The sequence below is a fragment of the Nocardioides sp. genome (genome assembly GCF_035703625.1).
Lineage (GTDB): Bacteria > Actinomycetota > Actinomycetes > Propionibacteriales > Nocardioidaceae > Nocardioides.
On the sequence record NZ_DASSXS010000067.1, the window covers coordinates 1 to 14,171 of the forward strand.

General features: G+C 70.8%; 14 protein-coding genes. 13 read left to right on the top strand and 1 reads right to left on the bottom strand.

The window, feature by feature from the left end; all coding sequences use genetic code 11:
- Positions 1-105 precede the first annotated feature (105 nt).
- The 10 genes from pdxT to VFN12_RS03315 all read left to right on the top strand — a co-directional run bounded on the left by pdxT (position 106) and on the right by VFN12_RS03315 (position 10,214).
- A complete protein-coding gene (gene pdxT / locus VFN12_RS03270) occupies positions 106-723 on the top strand; it encodes a pyridoxal 5'-phosphate synthase glutaminase subunit PdxT (protein ID WP_325117148.1) in 618 nt (205 codons plus the stop codon).
- A gap of 10 nt (positions 724-733) precedes the next feature.
- Positions 734-1,498, top strand: a complete 765-nt coding sequence (locus tag VFN12_RS03275) for a YebC/PmpR family DNA-binding transcriptional regulator (RefSeq protein ID WP_325117149.1) — start codon at positions 734-736, stop codon at positions 1,496-1,498.
- A gap of 282 nt (positions 1,499-1,780) precedes the next feature.
- Positions 1,781-2,302, top strand: coding sequence for a crossover junction endodeoxyribonuclease RuvC (gene ruvC / locus VFN12_RS03280; protein ID WP_325117150.1), 522 nt, complete (start codon positions 1,781-1,783; stop codon positions 2,300-2,302).
- A complete protein-coding gene (gene ruvA / locus VFN12_RS03285) occupies positions 2,299-2,895 on the top strand; it encodes a Holliday junction branch migration protein RuvA (protein WP_325117151.1) in 597 nt (198 codons plus the stop codon). Before ruvC ends, ruvA begins: the two co-directional genes overlap by 4 nt.
- Positions 2,895-3,974, top strand: a complete 1,080-nt coding sequence (gene ruvB, locus VFN12_RS03290; protein WP_414690002.1) for a Holliday junction branch migration DNA helicase RuvB — start codon at positions 2,895-2,897, stop codon at positions 3,972-3,974. The genes ruvA and ruvB overlap by 1 nt, the downstream gene beginning before the upstream one ends.
- Positions 3,975-4,080: 106 nt before the next feature.
- On the top strand, positions 4,081-4,371 hold the full coding sequence (gene yajC, locus VFN12_RS03295) for a preprotein translocase subunit YajC (RefSeq protein ID WP_325117152.1): 291 nt from the start codon (positions 4,081-4,083) through the stop codon (positions 4,369-4,371).
- Position 4,372: 1 nt separating this feature from the next.
- The gene (gene secD, locus VFN12_RS03300; RefSeq protein WP_325117154.1) at positions 4,373-6,097 is read left to right on the top strand and encodes a protein translocase subunit SecD; all 1,725 of its coding nucleotides are present in this window, start codon (positions 4,373-4,375) and stop codon (positions 6,095-6,097) included.
- Positions 6,097-7,332 carry a protein translocase subunit SecF gene (gene secF, locus VFN12_RS03305; RefSeq protein ID WP_325117155.1) on the top strand — a complete coding sequence of 412 codons (1,236 nt, stop codon included), beginning with the start codon at positions 6,097-6,099 and terminating at the stop codon, positions 7,330-7,332. Before secD ends, secF begins: the two co-directional genes overlap by 1 nt.
- A 2-nt stretch (positions 7,333-7,334) precedes the next feature.
- On the top strand, positions 7,335-7,889 hold the full coding sequence (locus VFN12_RS03310) for an adenine phosphoribosyltransferase (protein WP_325117156.1): 555 nt from the start codon (positions 7,335-7,337) through the stop codon (positions 7,887-7,889).
- Positions 7,890-7,982: 93 nt separating this feature from the next.
- Positions 7,983-10,214 carry a bifunctional (p)ppGpp synthetase/guanosine-3',5'-bis(diphosphate) 3'-pyrophosphohydrolase gene (locus VFN12_RS03315; RefSeq protein ID WP_325117164.1) on the top strand — a complete coding sequence of 744 codons (2,232 nt, stop codon included), beginning with the start codon at positions 7,983-7,985 and terminating at the stop codon, positions 10,212-10,214.
- Positions 10,215-10,420: 206 nt separating this feature from the next.
- On the opposite strand, the gene VFN12_RS03320 is transcribed toward VFN12_RS03315, so the two are convergent.
- On the bottom strand, positions 10,421-11,650 hold the full coding sequence (locus VFN12_RS03320; RefSeq protein WP_325117157.1) for a DUF349 domain-containing protein: 1,230 nt from the start codon (positions 11,648-11,650) through the stop codon (positions 10,421-10,423).
- A gap of 125 nt (positions 11,651-11,775) precedes the next feature.
- Here VFN12_RS03320 and VFN12_RS03325 point away from each other — a divergent pair, with 125 nt between their 5' ends.
- The 3 genes from VFN12_RS03325 to VFN12_RS03335 all read left to right on the top strand — a co-directional run.
- On the top strand, positions 11,776-12,486 hold the full coding sequence (locus VFN12_RS03325) for an MBL fold metallo-hydrolase (protein WP_325117159.1): 711 nt from the start codon (positions 11,776-11,778) through the stop codon (positions 12,484-12,486).
- A gap of 4 nt (positions 12,487-12,490) precedes the next feature.
- Positions 12,491-13,867, top strand: coding sequence for a histidine--tRNA ligase (gene hisS, locus VFN12_RS03330; protein WP_325117160.1), 1,377 nt, complete (start codon positions 12,491-12,493; stop codon positions 13,865-13,867).
- Positions 13,864-14,171, top strand: a 308-nt coding sequence (locus VFN12_RS03335) for an OB-fold nucleic acid binding domain-containing protein (protein WP_325117161.1), incomplete at its 3' end; no start/stop codon positions are given. The genes hisS and VFN12_RS03335, both read left to right, overlap by 4 nt.

Here is a 14,171-nt window from a genome sequence, read left to right on the forward strand (position 1 = left end):
GAGCTCGCCCGAGGGAACCGTGAGCGAAGCGAGAGAGCGCAGCGGCCAGAACCCGACCGGGGAGAGTGCCTGCGCGCTCGAGCTGCGAGCTCGCCCGAGGGAACCGTGAGCGAAGCGGGCCGACGGCCGACCATCGGCGTCTTCGCGCTGCAGGGAGACGTCCGAGAGCACCTGCGGGTCCTGACCGACCTCGGGGTCCGGGCCACGGCGGTACGGCGCCCGGCGGAGCTGGACGCGTGTGACGGCCTGGTCATCCCCGGCGGCGAGTCCACCACGATGGCCAAGCTGGCCCGCACCTTCGACCTCTTCGAGCCGCTCCGGCAGCGGATCAAGGGCGGTCTCCCCGCCTTCGGCACCTGCGCGGGCATGATCATGCTCGCCGACCGGATCGAGGACGGGGCTCCCGGCCAGGAGACCCTCGGTGGCCTCGACGTCACCGTCCGGCGCAACGCGTTCGGGCGCCAGGTCGACTCCTTCGAGGGTGACCTCGAGTTCGCGGGGATCGAGCAGCCCGTGCATGCGGTGTTCATCCGCGCCCCCTGGGTGGAGGAGCACGGTCCGGCGGTGGAAGTCCTTGCGCGCGTGGACGAGGGGCCGGCGATGGGTAGGATCGTCGCGGTCCGGCAGGGACCGCTGATGGCGACGTCGTTCCATCCGGAGTGGGGCGGCGACGCCCGGATCCACCGGGTCTTCGTCGACCTGGTCCTCGACCACCGACACTGAGAAGGAACGCATGTCCGGCCACTCCAAATGGGCGACCACCAAGCACAAGAAGGCGGTCATCGACGCCCGGCGCGGCAAGATGTTCGCGAAGCTGATCAAGAACGTCGAGGTCGCGGCCCGGATGGGTGGCGGTGACCCCGCGGGCAACCCGACGCTCTACGACGCGATCCAGAAGGCCAAGAAGTCCTCGGTCCCCAACGACAACATCGACCGCGCCGTCAAGCGCGGCTCCGGCGCCGAGGCGGGGGGCGCCGACTACTCCACGATCATGTACGAGGGCTATGGGCCCTCCGGTGTCGCGATGCTCATCGAGTGCCTGACCGACAACCGCAACCGCGCCGCCATGGAGGTGCGGACGGCGATGACCCGCAACGGCGGCTCGCTGGCCGACCCGGGATCGGTCTCGTTCCTGTTCAACCGCAAGGGTGTCGTGATCGTGCCGGTCGACCAGGACGGCAAGGCCGTCTCCGAGGACGACGTGCTCGAGGCGGCGCTCGAGGCCGGCGCGGAGGAGGTCAACGACCTCGGGGAGGCCTTCGAGGTGGTGTCCGAGGCGACCGACCTGGTCGGGGTCAGGAGCGCGCTCCAGGCCGCGGGTATCGACTACGACTCCGCCGAGGCCCAGTTCGTGCCCGACATGCAGGTCGAGCTCGACAAGGAGGGTGCCGCGAAGCTCTTCCGGCTGATCGAGGCGCTCGAGGACAGCGACGACGTCCAGAACGTCTACGCCAACTTCGACGTCAGCGACGACGTGATGGCGGAACTGGAGGCGTAGCAGGCGAAGCTGCGACGCCGACGGAGGCGAAAGCCCACCTGCCGCGGCTCTCCGTCGTGGGCACCGGGTTCGAGCAGCCAAACGGTGCAGATTCTCATGCGCCTGGTGGCTGAGGGTCTGCACTCTGGCCGTCGCCGTGCGGCGGTTCCCGGCCTGTCGAGACCCGGCTGGGGTCCATGAGCCCGACCGTACGCCGGGTCCCCGGCGCGTCGCGCCGGTCGATGGGGGACGCCTCGGGTTAGCGTGGGCTCCGAACAGGTGTTCGGACCAGGAAGGGTGACCATGCGGGTGCTCGGCATCGACCCGGGGCTCACACGCTGCGGCATGGGCGTGGTGGAGGGAACGGTCGGCCGACCCCTGTCCCTGGTCGACGTCAACGTGCTGCGGACCGGCGCCGGCGAGCCCGTCGCCCACCGGTTGGTCACCATCGAGCGGGGGATCGACGCCTGGCTCGACGAGTACGCCCCCGACGCGGTGGCGGTCGAGCGCGTCTTCGCCCGGTCCGACTCCAGCACCATCATGGGCACCGCGCAGGCCAGCGGCATCGCCCTGGTCGCCGCCGCCCGGCGGGGGTTGCCGGTCGCCCTCCACACGCCCAGCGAGGTCAAGGCGGCCGTCTCCGGCAGCGGACGGGCCGACAAGGCCCAGGTCGGAGCGATGGTGGCCCGGATCCTGCGGCTCGACGCCCCACCCAAGCCGGCCGACGCCGCCGACGCCCTGGCCCTCGCGATCACCCACGTGTGGCGCGGTGGCGCCCAGGCCCGCATCGAGGCCGCCCTGGCACGACAGAGGAGCAGAGCATGATCGCGTTCGTTCGAGGCGAGGTCGCGGCGGTCTCGGTGACCAGCGCCGTCCTGGAGGTCGGGGGGGTCGGGCTCGAGCTGATGTGCACGCCCGGCACGCTCGCCACGCTCCGCACCGGCCAGCCGGCCACGCTGCCGACCAGCATGGTCGTGCGCGAGGACTCCCTCACCCTCTTCGGCTTCCTCGACGAGGACGAGAAGGCCACGTTCGAGCTGGTGCAGACCGCCTCCGGCGTCGGCCCCAAGCTGGCCCAGGCGATGCTGGCCTGCCTCTCGCCCGACGACCTCCGGTCCGCGGTCGCGGGCGACGACGTCAAGACCCTCACCCGGGTTCCCGGGATCGGGCAGAAGGGCGCCCAGCGGATCATCCTCGAGCTCAAGGACCGGCTCGGTGCCCCGACCGGTGTCGCCGGCCGGATGGCCGCTGCGCCGCTCGCCCCCTGGAAGGCGCAGGTCCACCAGGGCCTGGTCGGCCTGGGCTGGTCTGCCAGGGATGCCGACCAGGCGATCGAGTCGGTCTCCCACGCCGCCGGTGACGAGCCCGACGTGCCGGCGTTGCTCCGCGCCGCCCTCCGCACGCTGAGCAAGGCCTGATGATGGACCACCTGGACGCCGCCGAGGAAGCCCATCTGCGCAACCTGACCGCGGCCGAGGCCGAGGGCGACGAGCGAGCGGTCGAGGCGGCCCTGCGGCCACGGACCCTCGACGAGGTCGTCGGGCAGCAGCGGGTGCGTGCCCAGCTGGGGCTGGTGCTCGAGGCGGCACGCCAGCGTCAGCGACCGCCCGACCACGTGCTGCTCTCGGGCCCTCCCGGTCTGGGCAAGACCACGCTGGCCATGATCATCGCGGCGGAGATGTCCGCGCCGCTGCGACTGACCAGCGGCCCGGCGATCACCCATGCCGGCGACCTGGCCGCGATCCTGTCCGGGATGAACGACGGCGACGTCCTGTTCGTCGACGAGATCCACCGGATGTCGCGGCCCGCCGAGGAGATGCTCTACATGGCCATGGAGGACTTCCGGGTCGACGTGGTGATCGGCAAGGGCCCGGGGGCCACCGCCATCCCGCTGGAGATCCCGCCGTTCACCCTCGTCGGGGCGACCACCCGGGCCGGGCTGCTCCCCGGGCCCCTGCGCGACCGGTTCGGGTTCACCGCCCATCTGGAGTTCTACGCTCCCGACGAGCTCGACCAGATCGTCCACCGGTCGGCAGGGCTGCTCGACGTCGACGTGACCGGCGAGGGCGCAGCCGAGATCGCCTCCCGCTCCCGCGGCACCCCCCGCATCGCCAACCGGTTGTTGCGGCGGGTCCGCGACTACGCCCAGGTCCGGGCCGACGGCGTCGTGACCATCGACGTCTCCCGCCGGGCGCTGGAGCTCTACGAGGTCGACGAGTCCGGGCTCGACCGGCTCGACCTGGGCGTCCTCGACGTCCTGTGCCGGCGGTTCGGTGGCGGCCCGGTCGGGATCTCCACCCTCGCGGTGGCCGTCGGTGAGGAGCGGGAGACGGTCGAGGAGGTGGCCGAGCCGTTCCTCGTCCGCATGGGCCTGCTGGCCCGGACGCCGAGGGGACGGGTGGCGACGCCCGCGGCCTGGGCGCATCTGGGGCTCGGTGTGCCCGCCGGCCAGCCGGGCAACCCGTTCGGTGGCGACGCGCCGCTCTTCGACGAGTAGTTCTTCGAGGACTGATTCTCCCGGGGACGTGGCGACGGTTACACTTCAGCGTCGCCACCGCGTCGCGGTCGGCCATCCCCAAAGTCCACGCTCGAGAGGTTCAGTCGTGCCGGAGCTCGTCTCCCTGTTGCCCATCGTCGGGATCGCGTTCCTGTTCTGGTTCCTGATCATCCGGCCTGCCTCGAAGCGTCAGCGGGAACTCTCGCGGATGCAGGGTGCGTTGGAGGTAGGTGACGACGTCATGCTGTCGTCGGGGATCTTCGGGACCCTGGCGTCGGTCGAGGGGGAGAACGTGCACGTGCTGGTGGCCGACGGCGTGACCCTCAAGGTGGCGCGTGGCGCGATCGCGAACGTCGTACGGACCGAGCCTGCGGCCGACGAGCCCGGGGAGGGCTGACATGGCACGCACCCGCTACCGCCCCGGACGCACCGTGGTGGCGTTCTTCGTGGGGCTGGCCATCGCCTTCGGGCTGGTGGCGCTGGCCGGGTCCTGGACGCCGCGCCTGGGACTCGACCTCCAGGGTGGTACCCGGATCAGCCTCGTCGCGAGCGGCGAGAACGTGAGCGAGGGCAGCCTCCAGGAGGCAGCCAACATCATCGACAGCCGGGTCAACGGGTCCGGCGTCTCCGAGGCCGAGGTCACCACCCAGGGCGAACGAACCGTGGTCGTGGAGATCCCGGGCGAGTCGCGGCCCGAGCTGGAGGAGACCGTCAAGCGCCAGGCCCAGCTGCGCTTCCGGGTCGTGGCGTGTTCGAGCGTCGACCCGACGGCCTGTGGCGGGGCGGCTGCGACTCCGCAGGCCCCTCAGCAGCCCCAGGCCCCCGGATCGGGTGTCACCGTGCCGTCGGCGCCCGAGTCGGGCAACAGCACCCCGAGGAACCGGCCGCCGTTCCTCGGCAAGCTCAGCGGCCAGCAGACGGAGAGCCCGCAGGGGCAGCAGTCGGAGTCGCCCAGCCCTGAAGAGACCAGCCCGAGCGCGCCCGCCGAGCCGAGCGAGGACGACCCGGTCAACGACCCGCTGACGTGGATGGACAACCCCGACCAGGCGTCCATCCAGGCCTTCAACGCCTACGACTGCGAGAAGAACACCTCCTCGGCCAATGTCGACCTGGAGACCGGCGAGCTGGTGCCAGGTGATGACGCAGGGCTCCCTCTGGTCACCTGTGACGATGCGGGTATCAAGTACCTCCTCTCGGTCTCGATGATCGAGGGCACGAACCTGACGTCGGCCAGTGCCGGCATCCCCCAGCAGAGCGTCAGCTGGGCGGTGGACCTCAAGTTCGACGGAGCGGGAACCGACGACTTCACGGAGATCTCCCGCAGCCTCTTCGGCACGGAGAAGCAGTTCGCGATCGTTCTGGACGGCCAGGTCATCTCGGCTCCGACGATGAACGGGATCATCACCAACGGCGAGGCCCAGATCACCGGTGAGTTCACCGAGGCGGAGGCCACGAGCCTGGCCACCAGCCTGAAGTTCGGTGCCCTGCCGATCCAGTTCTCCGACGACCTCATCGAGACCCAGACCGTCGGGCCGTCCCTCGCCGGCAACCAGCTCTCGGCCGGTCTCGCGGCGGGAGCCCTCGGGCTCGGGCTGGTGATGCTCTACTGCCTGGTCTACTACCGCGGGCTCGGCCTCGTCGTGCTGGCCTCACTCGTGGTTGCCGCGGCCTTCACCTACGCGTTGGTGCTGCTGCTGAGTGAGAGCGCGGGCTTCGCCCTGTCGCTGCCCGGCGTGGCCGGGCTGATCGTCGGCGTCGGCATCACGGCCGACTCGTTCATCGTCTACTTCGAGCGAATCCGTGACGAGATGCGCGACGGCAAGTCGATGCGGGTCGCCTGCGAGAGTGGCTGGCAGCGCGCCAGGAACACCTGTCTGGCCGCAGACGCGGTATCGCTGTTGGCGGCCGTCGTCCTCTACATCTTCGCCACTGGCGTGGTGCGGGGCTTCGCGTTCGCACTCGGCCTCTCCACCTTGATCGACCTGGCCGTGTTCTTCTGGTTCACCCACCCGATGGTGTCCTGGCTGGCGAGGTTCGACTTCTTCAACCGTGGTCACAAGCTGTCCGGTCTCGACGCGGAGAGCCTCGGCCTCGACCGACTTCCGATGGGGGCGAAGGCCTGATGGGCAAGTTCTCCAGGCTCGGCAACGACCTCTACTCCGGCCAGAAGTCGATCGACTTCGTCGGTCGGCGCTGGCTCTGGTACGGCATCTCCGCCGTCATCTTGCTGGTGGCCGTCGGCGGGCTGTACTTCAAGGGGCTCAACTACGGCATCGAGTTCACCGGCGGCGCCGAGTACCGCATCTCCCTGCCGGCGGCGCAGGTGGACCAGGACACCGCCGACGAGCTCCGGCAGGCCGTGGCCGACAGCGGCATCGACAATGCCTCCTCGCCCGTGGTCACCACCAGCGGTGACGAGGCGATCCTGATCCAGACCGAGCCCCTCGGCGACGAGGAGAGCGCCGAGGTCGGTCAGGTCATCCTCGACGCGACCGGCGCCTCCGACGAGGACCTGTCGCAGTCGGAGATCGGCGCCTCGTGGGGGCAGGAGGTCGCCGAGCGCGCCCTGCTGGGCCTCAGCGTCTTCCTGGTCCTCGTGGTGCTCTTCATCTGGGCCTACTTCCGGCAGTGGAAGATGTCCGTGGCGGCCCTGGTGGCCCTGGCGCACGACGTGATCATCACCATCGGCGTCTACGCCCTGTCCGGCTTCGAGGTCACCCCGGCCACCGTGACCGGTGTTCTCACGATCCTCGGCTTCTCGCTCTACGACACCGTCGTGGTCTTCGACAAGGTCCGTGAGAACACCGCAGACCTCCGGGGCACCCGCCAGACCTATGCGGCGGCGGCCAACCTGGCGGTGAACCAGACGTTGGTGCGCTCCATCAACACCTCGATCGTGGCGCTGATCCCCGTCGGCTGCATCCTCTACGTGGGTGCCGTGCAGCTCGGCACGGGCTCGCTGAAGGACCTGGCGCTCGCGCTGTTCGTCGGCATGGCGGCCGGCGTGTACTCCTCGGTCTTCATCGCGACCCCGTTGCTGGCGCACCTGAAGTCGCGGGAGAGCGAAGTGGTGCTCGCCGAGAAGCGCGACAAGGCACGTCGTCGCGCGATGGCAGACCGCTACGCCTCCGTCCCGGCTTTCAGCGATGACCTGCCTGTCGCCGACGAGCCCGGCGTGGACGCCGACCGGCGCGACCCGGCAACCGGCGGGCCGGCCCCTGCGGCCCCCGCCCGGGCGCCCGAGGCGTCCGGCCGTGGCCGGGTGGCTCCCTCGCCCCAGCGTCCGGTGCAGAAGAGCGCCGCGTCCGGCCGGCAGCAGCCCAGCCGCCGGCCGCGCTCCAAGCGGGGCAGGAAGTAGCGGTGCCCACCACCGCCCAGGCCGCCCTCGAGCGGCTCGTCGTCGACGTGCCCGACTTCCCGGAGCCGGGCGTCGTCTTCAAGGACATCACGCCCCTCCTCGATGACCACGACGCGCTGACCGCGGTGGTGCAGGCCCTCGCCGCGGCTGGCCGCGACCAGGCCGGAGAGGTGGTGGTCGACAAGGTGATCGGCATGGAGTCGCGAGGCTTCATCCTGGCCGCTCCGGTCGCCCTCGAGCTGGGCGCCGGGTTCATCCCGGTCCGCAAGGCCGGCAAGCTGCCGCGCGCGACGTACGCCGTCTCGTACGCGCTGGAGTACGGCGAGGCGACGCTCGAGATCCACCGCGACGCGATCGCTCCGGGAGACCGGGTCCTGCTGGTCGACGACGTGCTGGCGACCGGTGGCACCCTCAAGGCGACCCGGGAGCTGGTCGACAAGTGCGGCGGTGTCGTGGTCGGGGCGACGGTGCTCATGGAGCTGGCGTTCCTGCCCGGGCGGGAGACCGTCGGCGACCTCCTGGTGAAGGCGCTCACCACGATCAGGCCCGGCTCCTAGACTGGAGTGGTGACCGAGGGGCCCACGGCGGAGGAGGCCGCACCCGAGACCCAGGGCGAGCGCGTCCCCGAGACGATCACCTCCGGCCGGGGCATGCGGGCCCGCCTCGCGCGGATGGGCACCCGCAGCCAGCCCGGCAACGCCGTGCTGGAGCCGCTGTTCCGTGCCGTCAAGGCCAACCACCCGAAGGCCGACCTGGCGCTGCTCGAGCGTGCCTACCTGACCGCGGAGAAGATGCACGGCACCCAGATGCGCAAGAGCGGTGACCCCTACATCACCCACCCGCTCGCGGTCACCACGATCCTCGCCGACATCGGGATGACCGAGCCCACCCTCGTGGCCGCCCTTCTCCACGACACGGTCGAGGACACGCCGTACACCCTCGACGAGCTGCGCGCCGACTTCGGCGACGAGGTCGCCCGGCTGGTCGACGGGGTGACCAAGCTCGACAAGGTCAAGTACGGCGACTCCGCGCAGGCCGAGACCATCCGCAAGATGATCGTGGCGATGTCGCGCGACATCCGGGTGCTCGTGGTGAAGCTGGCAGACCGCCTCCACAACATGCGCACCCTGCGCTACGTGTCGCAGGCCTCGCAGGAGCGGACCGCGCGGGAGACCCTCGACATCTACGCGCCGCTGGCCCACCGCCTGGGCATGAACACGCTCAAGTGGGAGCTCGAGGACCTCGCCTTCGCCACCTTGCACCCGAAGATCTACGACGAGATCGTGCGGCTGGTCGCCGAGCGTGCACCCTCGCGCGGGCAGTTCCTCGCCGAGGTGATCAAGCAGGTCGAGCAGGACCTCAAGGAGGCGAAGGTCAAGGCGACGGTCACCGGTCGGCCCAAGCACTACTACTCGATCTACCAGAAGATGATCCTGGGCGGCCGGGACTTCACCGACATCTACGACCTGGTCGGCATCCGGATCCTGGTCGAGGAGGACCGCGACTGCTACTCCGCCCTCGGCGTCCTCCACTCGCGGTGGAACCCGGTGCTGGGGCGGTTCAAGGACTTCGTCGCGATGCCGAAGTTCAACATGTACCAGTCGCTGCACACCACGGTGATGGGCCCGCAGGGCAAGCCGGTGGAGATCCAGATCCGGACCTTCGCCATGCACCGGCGCGCGGAGTACGGCGTCGCGGCCCACTGGAAGTACAAGGAGGACGGCCGGGCCGGCCTCGACACCGAGCGACGCGGGGACATGGACGACATGACCTGGGTGCGTCAGCTCCTGGACTGGCAGAGCGACGTCGAGGACCCGGGGGAGTTCCTGGAGTCCCTGCGCTTCGAGATCAACCGGGCCGAGGTCTACGTGTTCACCCCGCGCGGCGACGTGATCGCCCTGCCCACCGGGGCCACCCCCGTCGACTTCGCCTACGCCGTGCACACCGAGGTCGGACACCGCACCATCGGCGCGCGGGTCAACGGGCGGCTGGTCCCGCTCGAGTCCACCCTCGACAACAGCGACGTGGTGGAGATCTTCACGTCCAAGGCGCCGACCGCGGCCCCGTCACGGGACTGGCTCACCTTCGTGAAGTCACCGCGTGCGCGCTCGAAGATCCGCCAGTGGTTCACCAAGGAGCGGCGCGAGGAGGCGATCGAGCAGGGCAAGGAGCAGATCGCCCGGCTGATGCGCAAGGAAGGGCTCCCGCTCAAGCGGCTGCTCTCCCACGAGTCGCTGATGCTGGCGGCGGTGCACTTCAACCTGGCCGACGTCTCGGCGCTGTACGCCGCGGTCGGCGAGGGCAACCTCAGCGCGCAGGCCGTCGTACGCCGCGTCATCCACCTGCACGGCGGTGACGAGGGAGCGGCCGAGGACGCCTCCGAGGGCGTCACCATCACCGGGCGCCGTACCCGCTCGAAGGCCGGGGGCGCCGGCGACGCGGGGGTCATCGTCAAGGGCACCCCCGACGTCTGGGTCAAGCTCGCCAAGTGCTGCACCCCCGTCCCGCCCGACGACATCCTCGGCTTCGTCACCAAGGGCGGGGGAGTCTCGGTGCACCGGACCGACTGCACCAACGCGTCGAGCCTGCGTGGCAAGCCCGAGCGGCTGCTGGACGTGGAGTGGGCGCCGACCGGGCAGTCGACGTTCCTCGTCAACATCCAGGTGGAGGCGCTCGACCGGGCCCGGCTGCTGTCCGACATCACCATGGTGCTCTCCGACGCCCACGTGAACATCCTCAGTGCGCACCTGCAGACCACACGCGACCGGGTGGCCAAGAGCCGGTTCACCTTCGAGATGGCCGAGGCCAAGCACCTCGACAACGTGCTGCGCGCGGTTCGCTCGGTGCCCGGCGTCTTCGACGCCTACCGCGTCACGCAGTGAGGCAAACCGGAGGTTGAGGTGCGAAGGCGCGCTGAGCGCCTGAGCCTCGAAACCCCGGAACGGAGGCAGGGCCGGGACCAACCGCGCTCGCCGCCCTGCCTCCGTTCCGGGGTTTCGACCCGCCGCCACGACCTCGCAAGCTCGGTCGCGGGCTCGCTCAACCTTCTCCGCGTTCGTGTCCCGCTCGCCAGCTCGCGGCCCACGAGCTACGAAAAGTCGGCGGCGGCCCGCTTGGCCATGTCGAGGAACGCCTGGCGCGAGGCGAGGTTCTCCTCGAGCTCGCGGACCCGCTTCTCGTCACCCGCCCTGCGGGCGGCGTCGAGGTCCGCCTGGATCTCGGCGAGGGCCGCTTCGAGCTTGGAGACCATGTCGCCGGCCCGGGCGGACTTCTCCGGGTCGGTACGGCGCCACTGCTCCTCCTCGACGCCCCGGATCGCCTGCTCGACCTTCCGGATCCGGCCCTCGAGCTCCTTCATCCGGTCGCGGGGCACCTTGCCCGCGGCCTCCCAGCGCTCGGCGATGTCGCGCATCGCCGCCTTGGCGGCGTCCAGGTCGGTCACCGGCACCAGGGCCTCCGCCTCGACGAGGAGCTTCTCCTTCACCTCGGCGTTCGCGGCGAACTCCTTCTCCTGCTCGGCGTTGGCGGCGTCACGCGCGCCGAAGAAGGTGTCCTGGGCTCCGCGGAACCGCTTCCACAACGCCTCCTCGACGTCGCGGGGCGCCGGCCCAGCGGCCTTCCACTGCTTCATGAGGTCGCGGAACCGGCCGGCCGTCGGCCCCCAGTCGCGGGAGTCGGCGAGCGCCTCGGCCTCCTTGGCCAGCCTCTCCTTGACCACGCGGGACGCGTCACGCTTCTCGTGCTGCTCGGCGAAGTGCGACTTGCGCCGGCGGGTGTAGGAGGTGCGCGCGGTCGAGAACCTGCGCCAGAGGGCGTCGTCGGAGGCCCGGTCGATCCGGGGCAACGCCTTCCACTGGTCGAGGAGCTCGCGGAGCCGGTTGGCGCCGGCCCGCCAGTCATTGCCCTGGGCGATCTCCTCCGCCTCGGCCACCAGCGCTTCCTTCGCGACCTTGGACTCGGCGGCCCGCTGGGCGCGTTCGGCCTTGCGGGCCTCGCGCTGCTGGTCCACCACCGGGCCGAGCGCGTCCAACCGGGTCACGAGCGACCCGAGGTCGCCGACCGCGTTGGCGTCCACCACCTGCTCGCGCACGGTCCTGATCGAGGTGGCCGCCTCGTCGGGGGAGAGCTTGGCCGCCTTGACCCGCTGCTCCAGCAGGCCGACCTCGAACTCGAGCGCGTCGTACCTCTCGGTGAAGAACTTCAGGGCCTCGTCCGGGGTGCCCTCGGGGTACTGGCCCACCGAGCGTTCGTCGCCGGAGGCGGTCTTGACGAAGACCGTCCCGTCGTCGGCGACGCGACCCCACGGATGACTCGTCACTGGACTCCCTCTTCACTGGCGCAGCGTTGGTCGGCGCGGGCGCTGCCCACCCGGACGGGGCCATGCTAGTCACCCGTGGCCGGGCGGCTGCGTCGGCGGGCGCGAGTCTCGGTAGGGTCTACGGAGTGTTCATCGCCGGCTTCCCCGCAGGTCCGTGGGGTACCAACTGCTATGTCGTCGCCACCGCGGCGGGCAACGAGTGCGTCGTCATCGACCCCGGGAAGGACGCCGCCGAGGGTGTCGACCAGGTCGTCCGCGAGCACCGGCTCAAGCCGATCTCGGTGCTGGTGACCCACGGCCACGTCGACCACATGTGGTGCGTGGCGCCGGTGGCCGGCACCTACGACTCCACGGCGTGGATCCACCCGGACGACCGGCACCTCCTCACCGACCCCATGGCCGGCATGAGCCGCGAGACGACCCAGATGCTGCTCGGCGGCAACTACGAGTGGGCGGAGCCGGACGACGTGCGCGAGCTGGCCGACGGCCAGACGCTCGAGCTCGCCGGGCTGTCGTTCCTGGTCGACCACACGCCCGGCCACACGGAGGGCTCGGTCACGTTCCGCAGCGAGTACGGCGACCAGGGGGTCTCCGAGGTGATGTTCTCGGGGGACCTGCTGTTCGCGGGGTCGATCGGCCGCACCGACCTGCCCGGCGGCGACCACCCGACGATGCTGCGCAGCCTGACCGAGAAGGTGCTGCCCCTCGCCGACGACATCGTCGTGCTGCCCGGTCACGGTGAGCAGACGTCGATCGGCCGCGAGCGCGCGACCAACCCCTTCCTCCTCGAGCTCCAGGGCGGGCACGAGGCCGGGCGAGTCACCAGGGGACTCTGACGAGATGGCCAGACCGACCCCGCTCAGCGGGTTTCCCGAGCTGCTGCCCGGGCAGCGCGCGATCGAGGCGCACGTGCTGGACACGCTGCGGCGTACCTTCGAGCTGCACGGCTTCGCCGGCATCGAGACCCGCGTCGTCGAGCCGCTCGACCGGCTCGCCAAGGGCGGTGAGATCGACAAGGAGATCTACGTCCTCCGGCGGCTGCAGGCCGCCGACGACCAGGACGACTCGGGGCAGGCCTCGCAGCTGGGCCTGCACTTCGACCTCACGGTGCCGTTCGCCCGCTACGTCCTCGAGAACGCCGGCAAGCTCGACTTTCCCTTCCGCCGCTACCAGATCCAGCCGGCCTGGCGAGGTGAGCGGCCGCAGGAGGGCCGCTACCGCCAGTTCACCCAGGCCGACATCGACATCGTCGGGCACGGCGAGCTGCCGTTCCACCACGACGTCGAGGTGATGCGGGTGATGGTGGAGGCGCTCGGCAGGCTGCCGGTGCCACCGCTGTCGTTCCAGCTCAACAACCGCAAGCTGATCCAGGGCTTCTACCGCGGCCTGGGCCTGCCCGACCTGACCACCGCCATCCGGGTGATCGACAAGCTGGACAAGCTGCCGCCCGAGGTGGTGGCCGACCAGCTGGTCGAGCTCGCCGGGGCGACCCCCGAGCAGGCGCAGCGGTGCCTCGAGCTGGCCACGATCCGGGTGCCCGACACCTCCTTCGTCGACCGGGTCAGGGAGCTCGGTGTCGAGGACGAGCTGCTCGAGACCGGTCTGGCGGAGCTGGCGGCGGTGGTCGAGGGCTGCGCCCCGAGCGCGGGGGAGCGGGTCACGGTCGAGGCGAACCTGCGGATCGCTCGCGGGCTCGACTACTACACGGGCACGGTCGTGGAGATCTTCATGAGTGGCTACGAGCGGCTGAAGTCGGTCGGCGGTGGCGGACGCTACGACGCCCTGGCCGACGACGGCAAGACGACGTACCCCGGCGTGGGCGTCTCGTTCGGCGTCTCCCGCACCCTGGTCCCGCTGATCTCCGACGGCGTGCTGACCAGCAGCCGGTCGGTGCCGAGCGCCGTCCTCGTCGCCCTCGTCGACGAGGAGTCGCGCGGGGCGAGCGACGCCGTCGCCACCGCCCTGCGGGCGCGGGACATCGCCTGCGAGGTCGCGCCGGCCCCGCAGAAGTTCGGCAAGCAGATCCGCTATGCCGAGCGCCGCGGGATCCCCTACGTGTGGTTCCCCCCGGTCGACGGGCACGGCGGCGACGCCCACGAGGTCAAGGACATCCGCACCGGTGACCAGGTGGTCGCCGACCCCGCCACCTGGGCCCCACCACCCGAGGACCTGACGCCCCGCATCAGCACCAGCGTCATGACGAAGGAGCACCCGTGATTCGCACCCATGACGCCGGAGAGCTGCGCGCCGACCACGTCGGCCAGTCCGTGACCCTGGCCGGCTGGGTCGCCCGCCGGCGCGACCACGGCGGCGTTGCCTTCCTCGACCTCCGCGAGGCCAGCGGAGTGGTGCAGGTGGTCGTCCGTGACGAGGCGGTCGCCCACAGCCTGCGCAGCGAGTACTGCCTCAAGGTCACCGGCACCGTCTCCCTCCGCCCCGAGGGCAACGCGAACCCGAACCTGCCCAGCGGAGAGATCGAGGTCATCGCCGACGACGTCGAGGTGCTCAGCGCCAGCGCCGC

Coding starts and splice junctions, on each gene's coding strand:
- ruvA (WP_325117151.1), top strand. CDS start 2,299: ATGATCGCGTTCGTTCGAGGCGAGGTCGCGGCGGTCTCGGTGACCAGC.
- VFN12_RS03315 (WP_325117164.1), top strand. CDS start 7,983: ATGCGGGCCCGCCTCGCGCGGATGGGCACCCGCAGCCAGCCCGGCAAC.
- ruvB (WP_414690002.1), top strand. CDS start 2,895: ATGATGGACCACCTGGACGCCGCCGAGGAAGCCCATCTGCGCAACCTG.
- ruvC (WP_325117150.1), top strand. CDS start 1,781: ATGCGGGTGCTCGGCATCGACCCGGGGCTCACACGCTGCGGCATGGGC.
- hisS (WP_325117160.1), top strand. CDS start 12,491: ATGGCCAGACCGACCCCGCTCAGCGGGTTTCCCGAGCTGCTGCCCGGG.
- VFN12_RS03275 (WP_325117149.1), top strand. CDS start 734: ATGTCCGGCCACTCCAAATGGGCGACCACCAAGCACAAGAAGGCGGTC.
- secD (WP_325117154.1), top strand. CDS start 4,373: ATGGCACGCACCCGCTACCGCCCCGGACGCACCGTGGTGGCGTTCTTC.
- secF (WP_325117155.1), top strand. CDS start 6,097: ATGGGCAAGTTCTCCAGGCTCGGCAACGACCTCTACTCCGGCCAGAAG.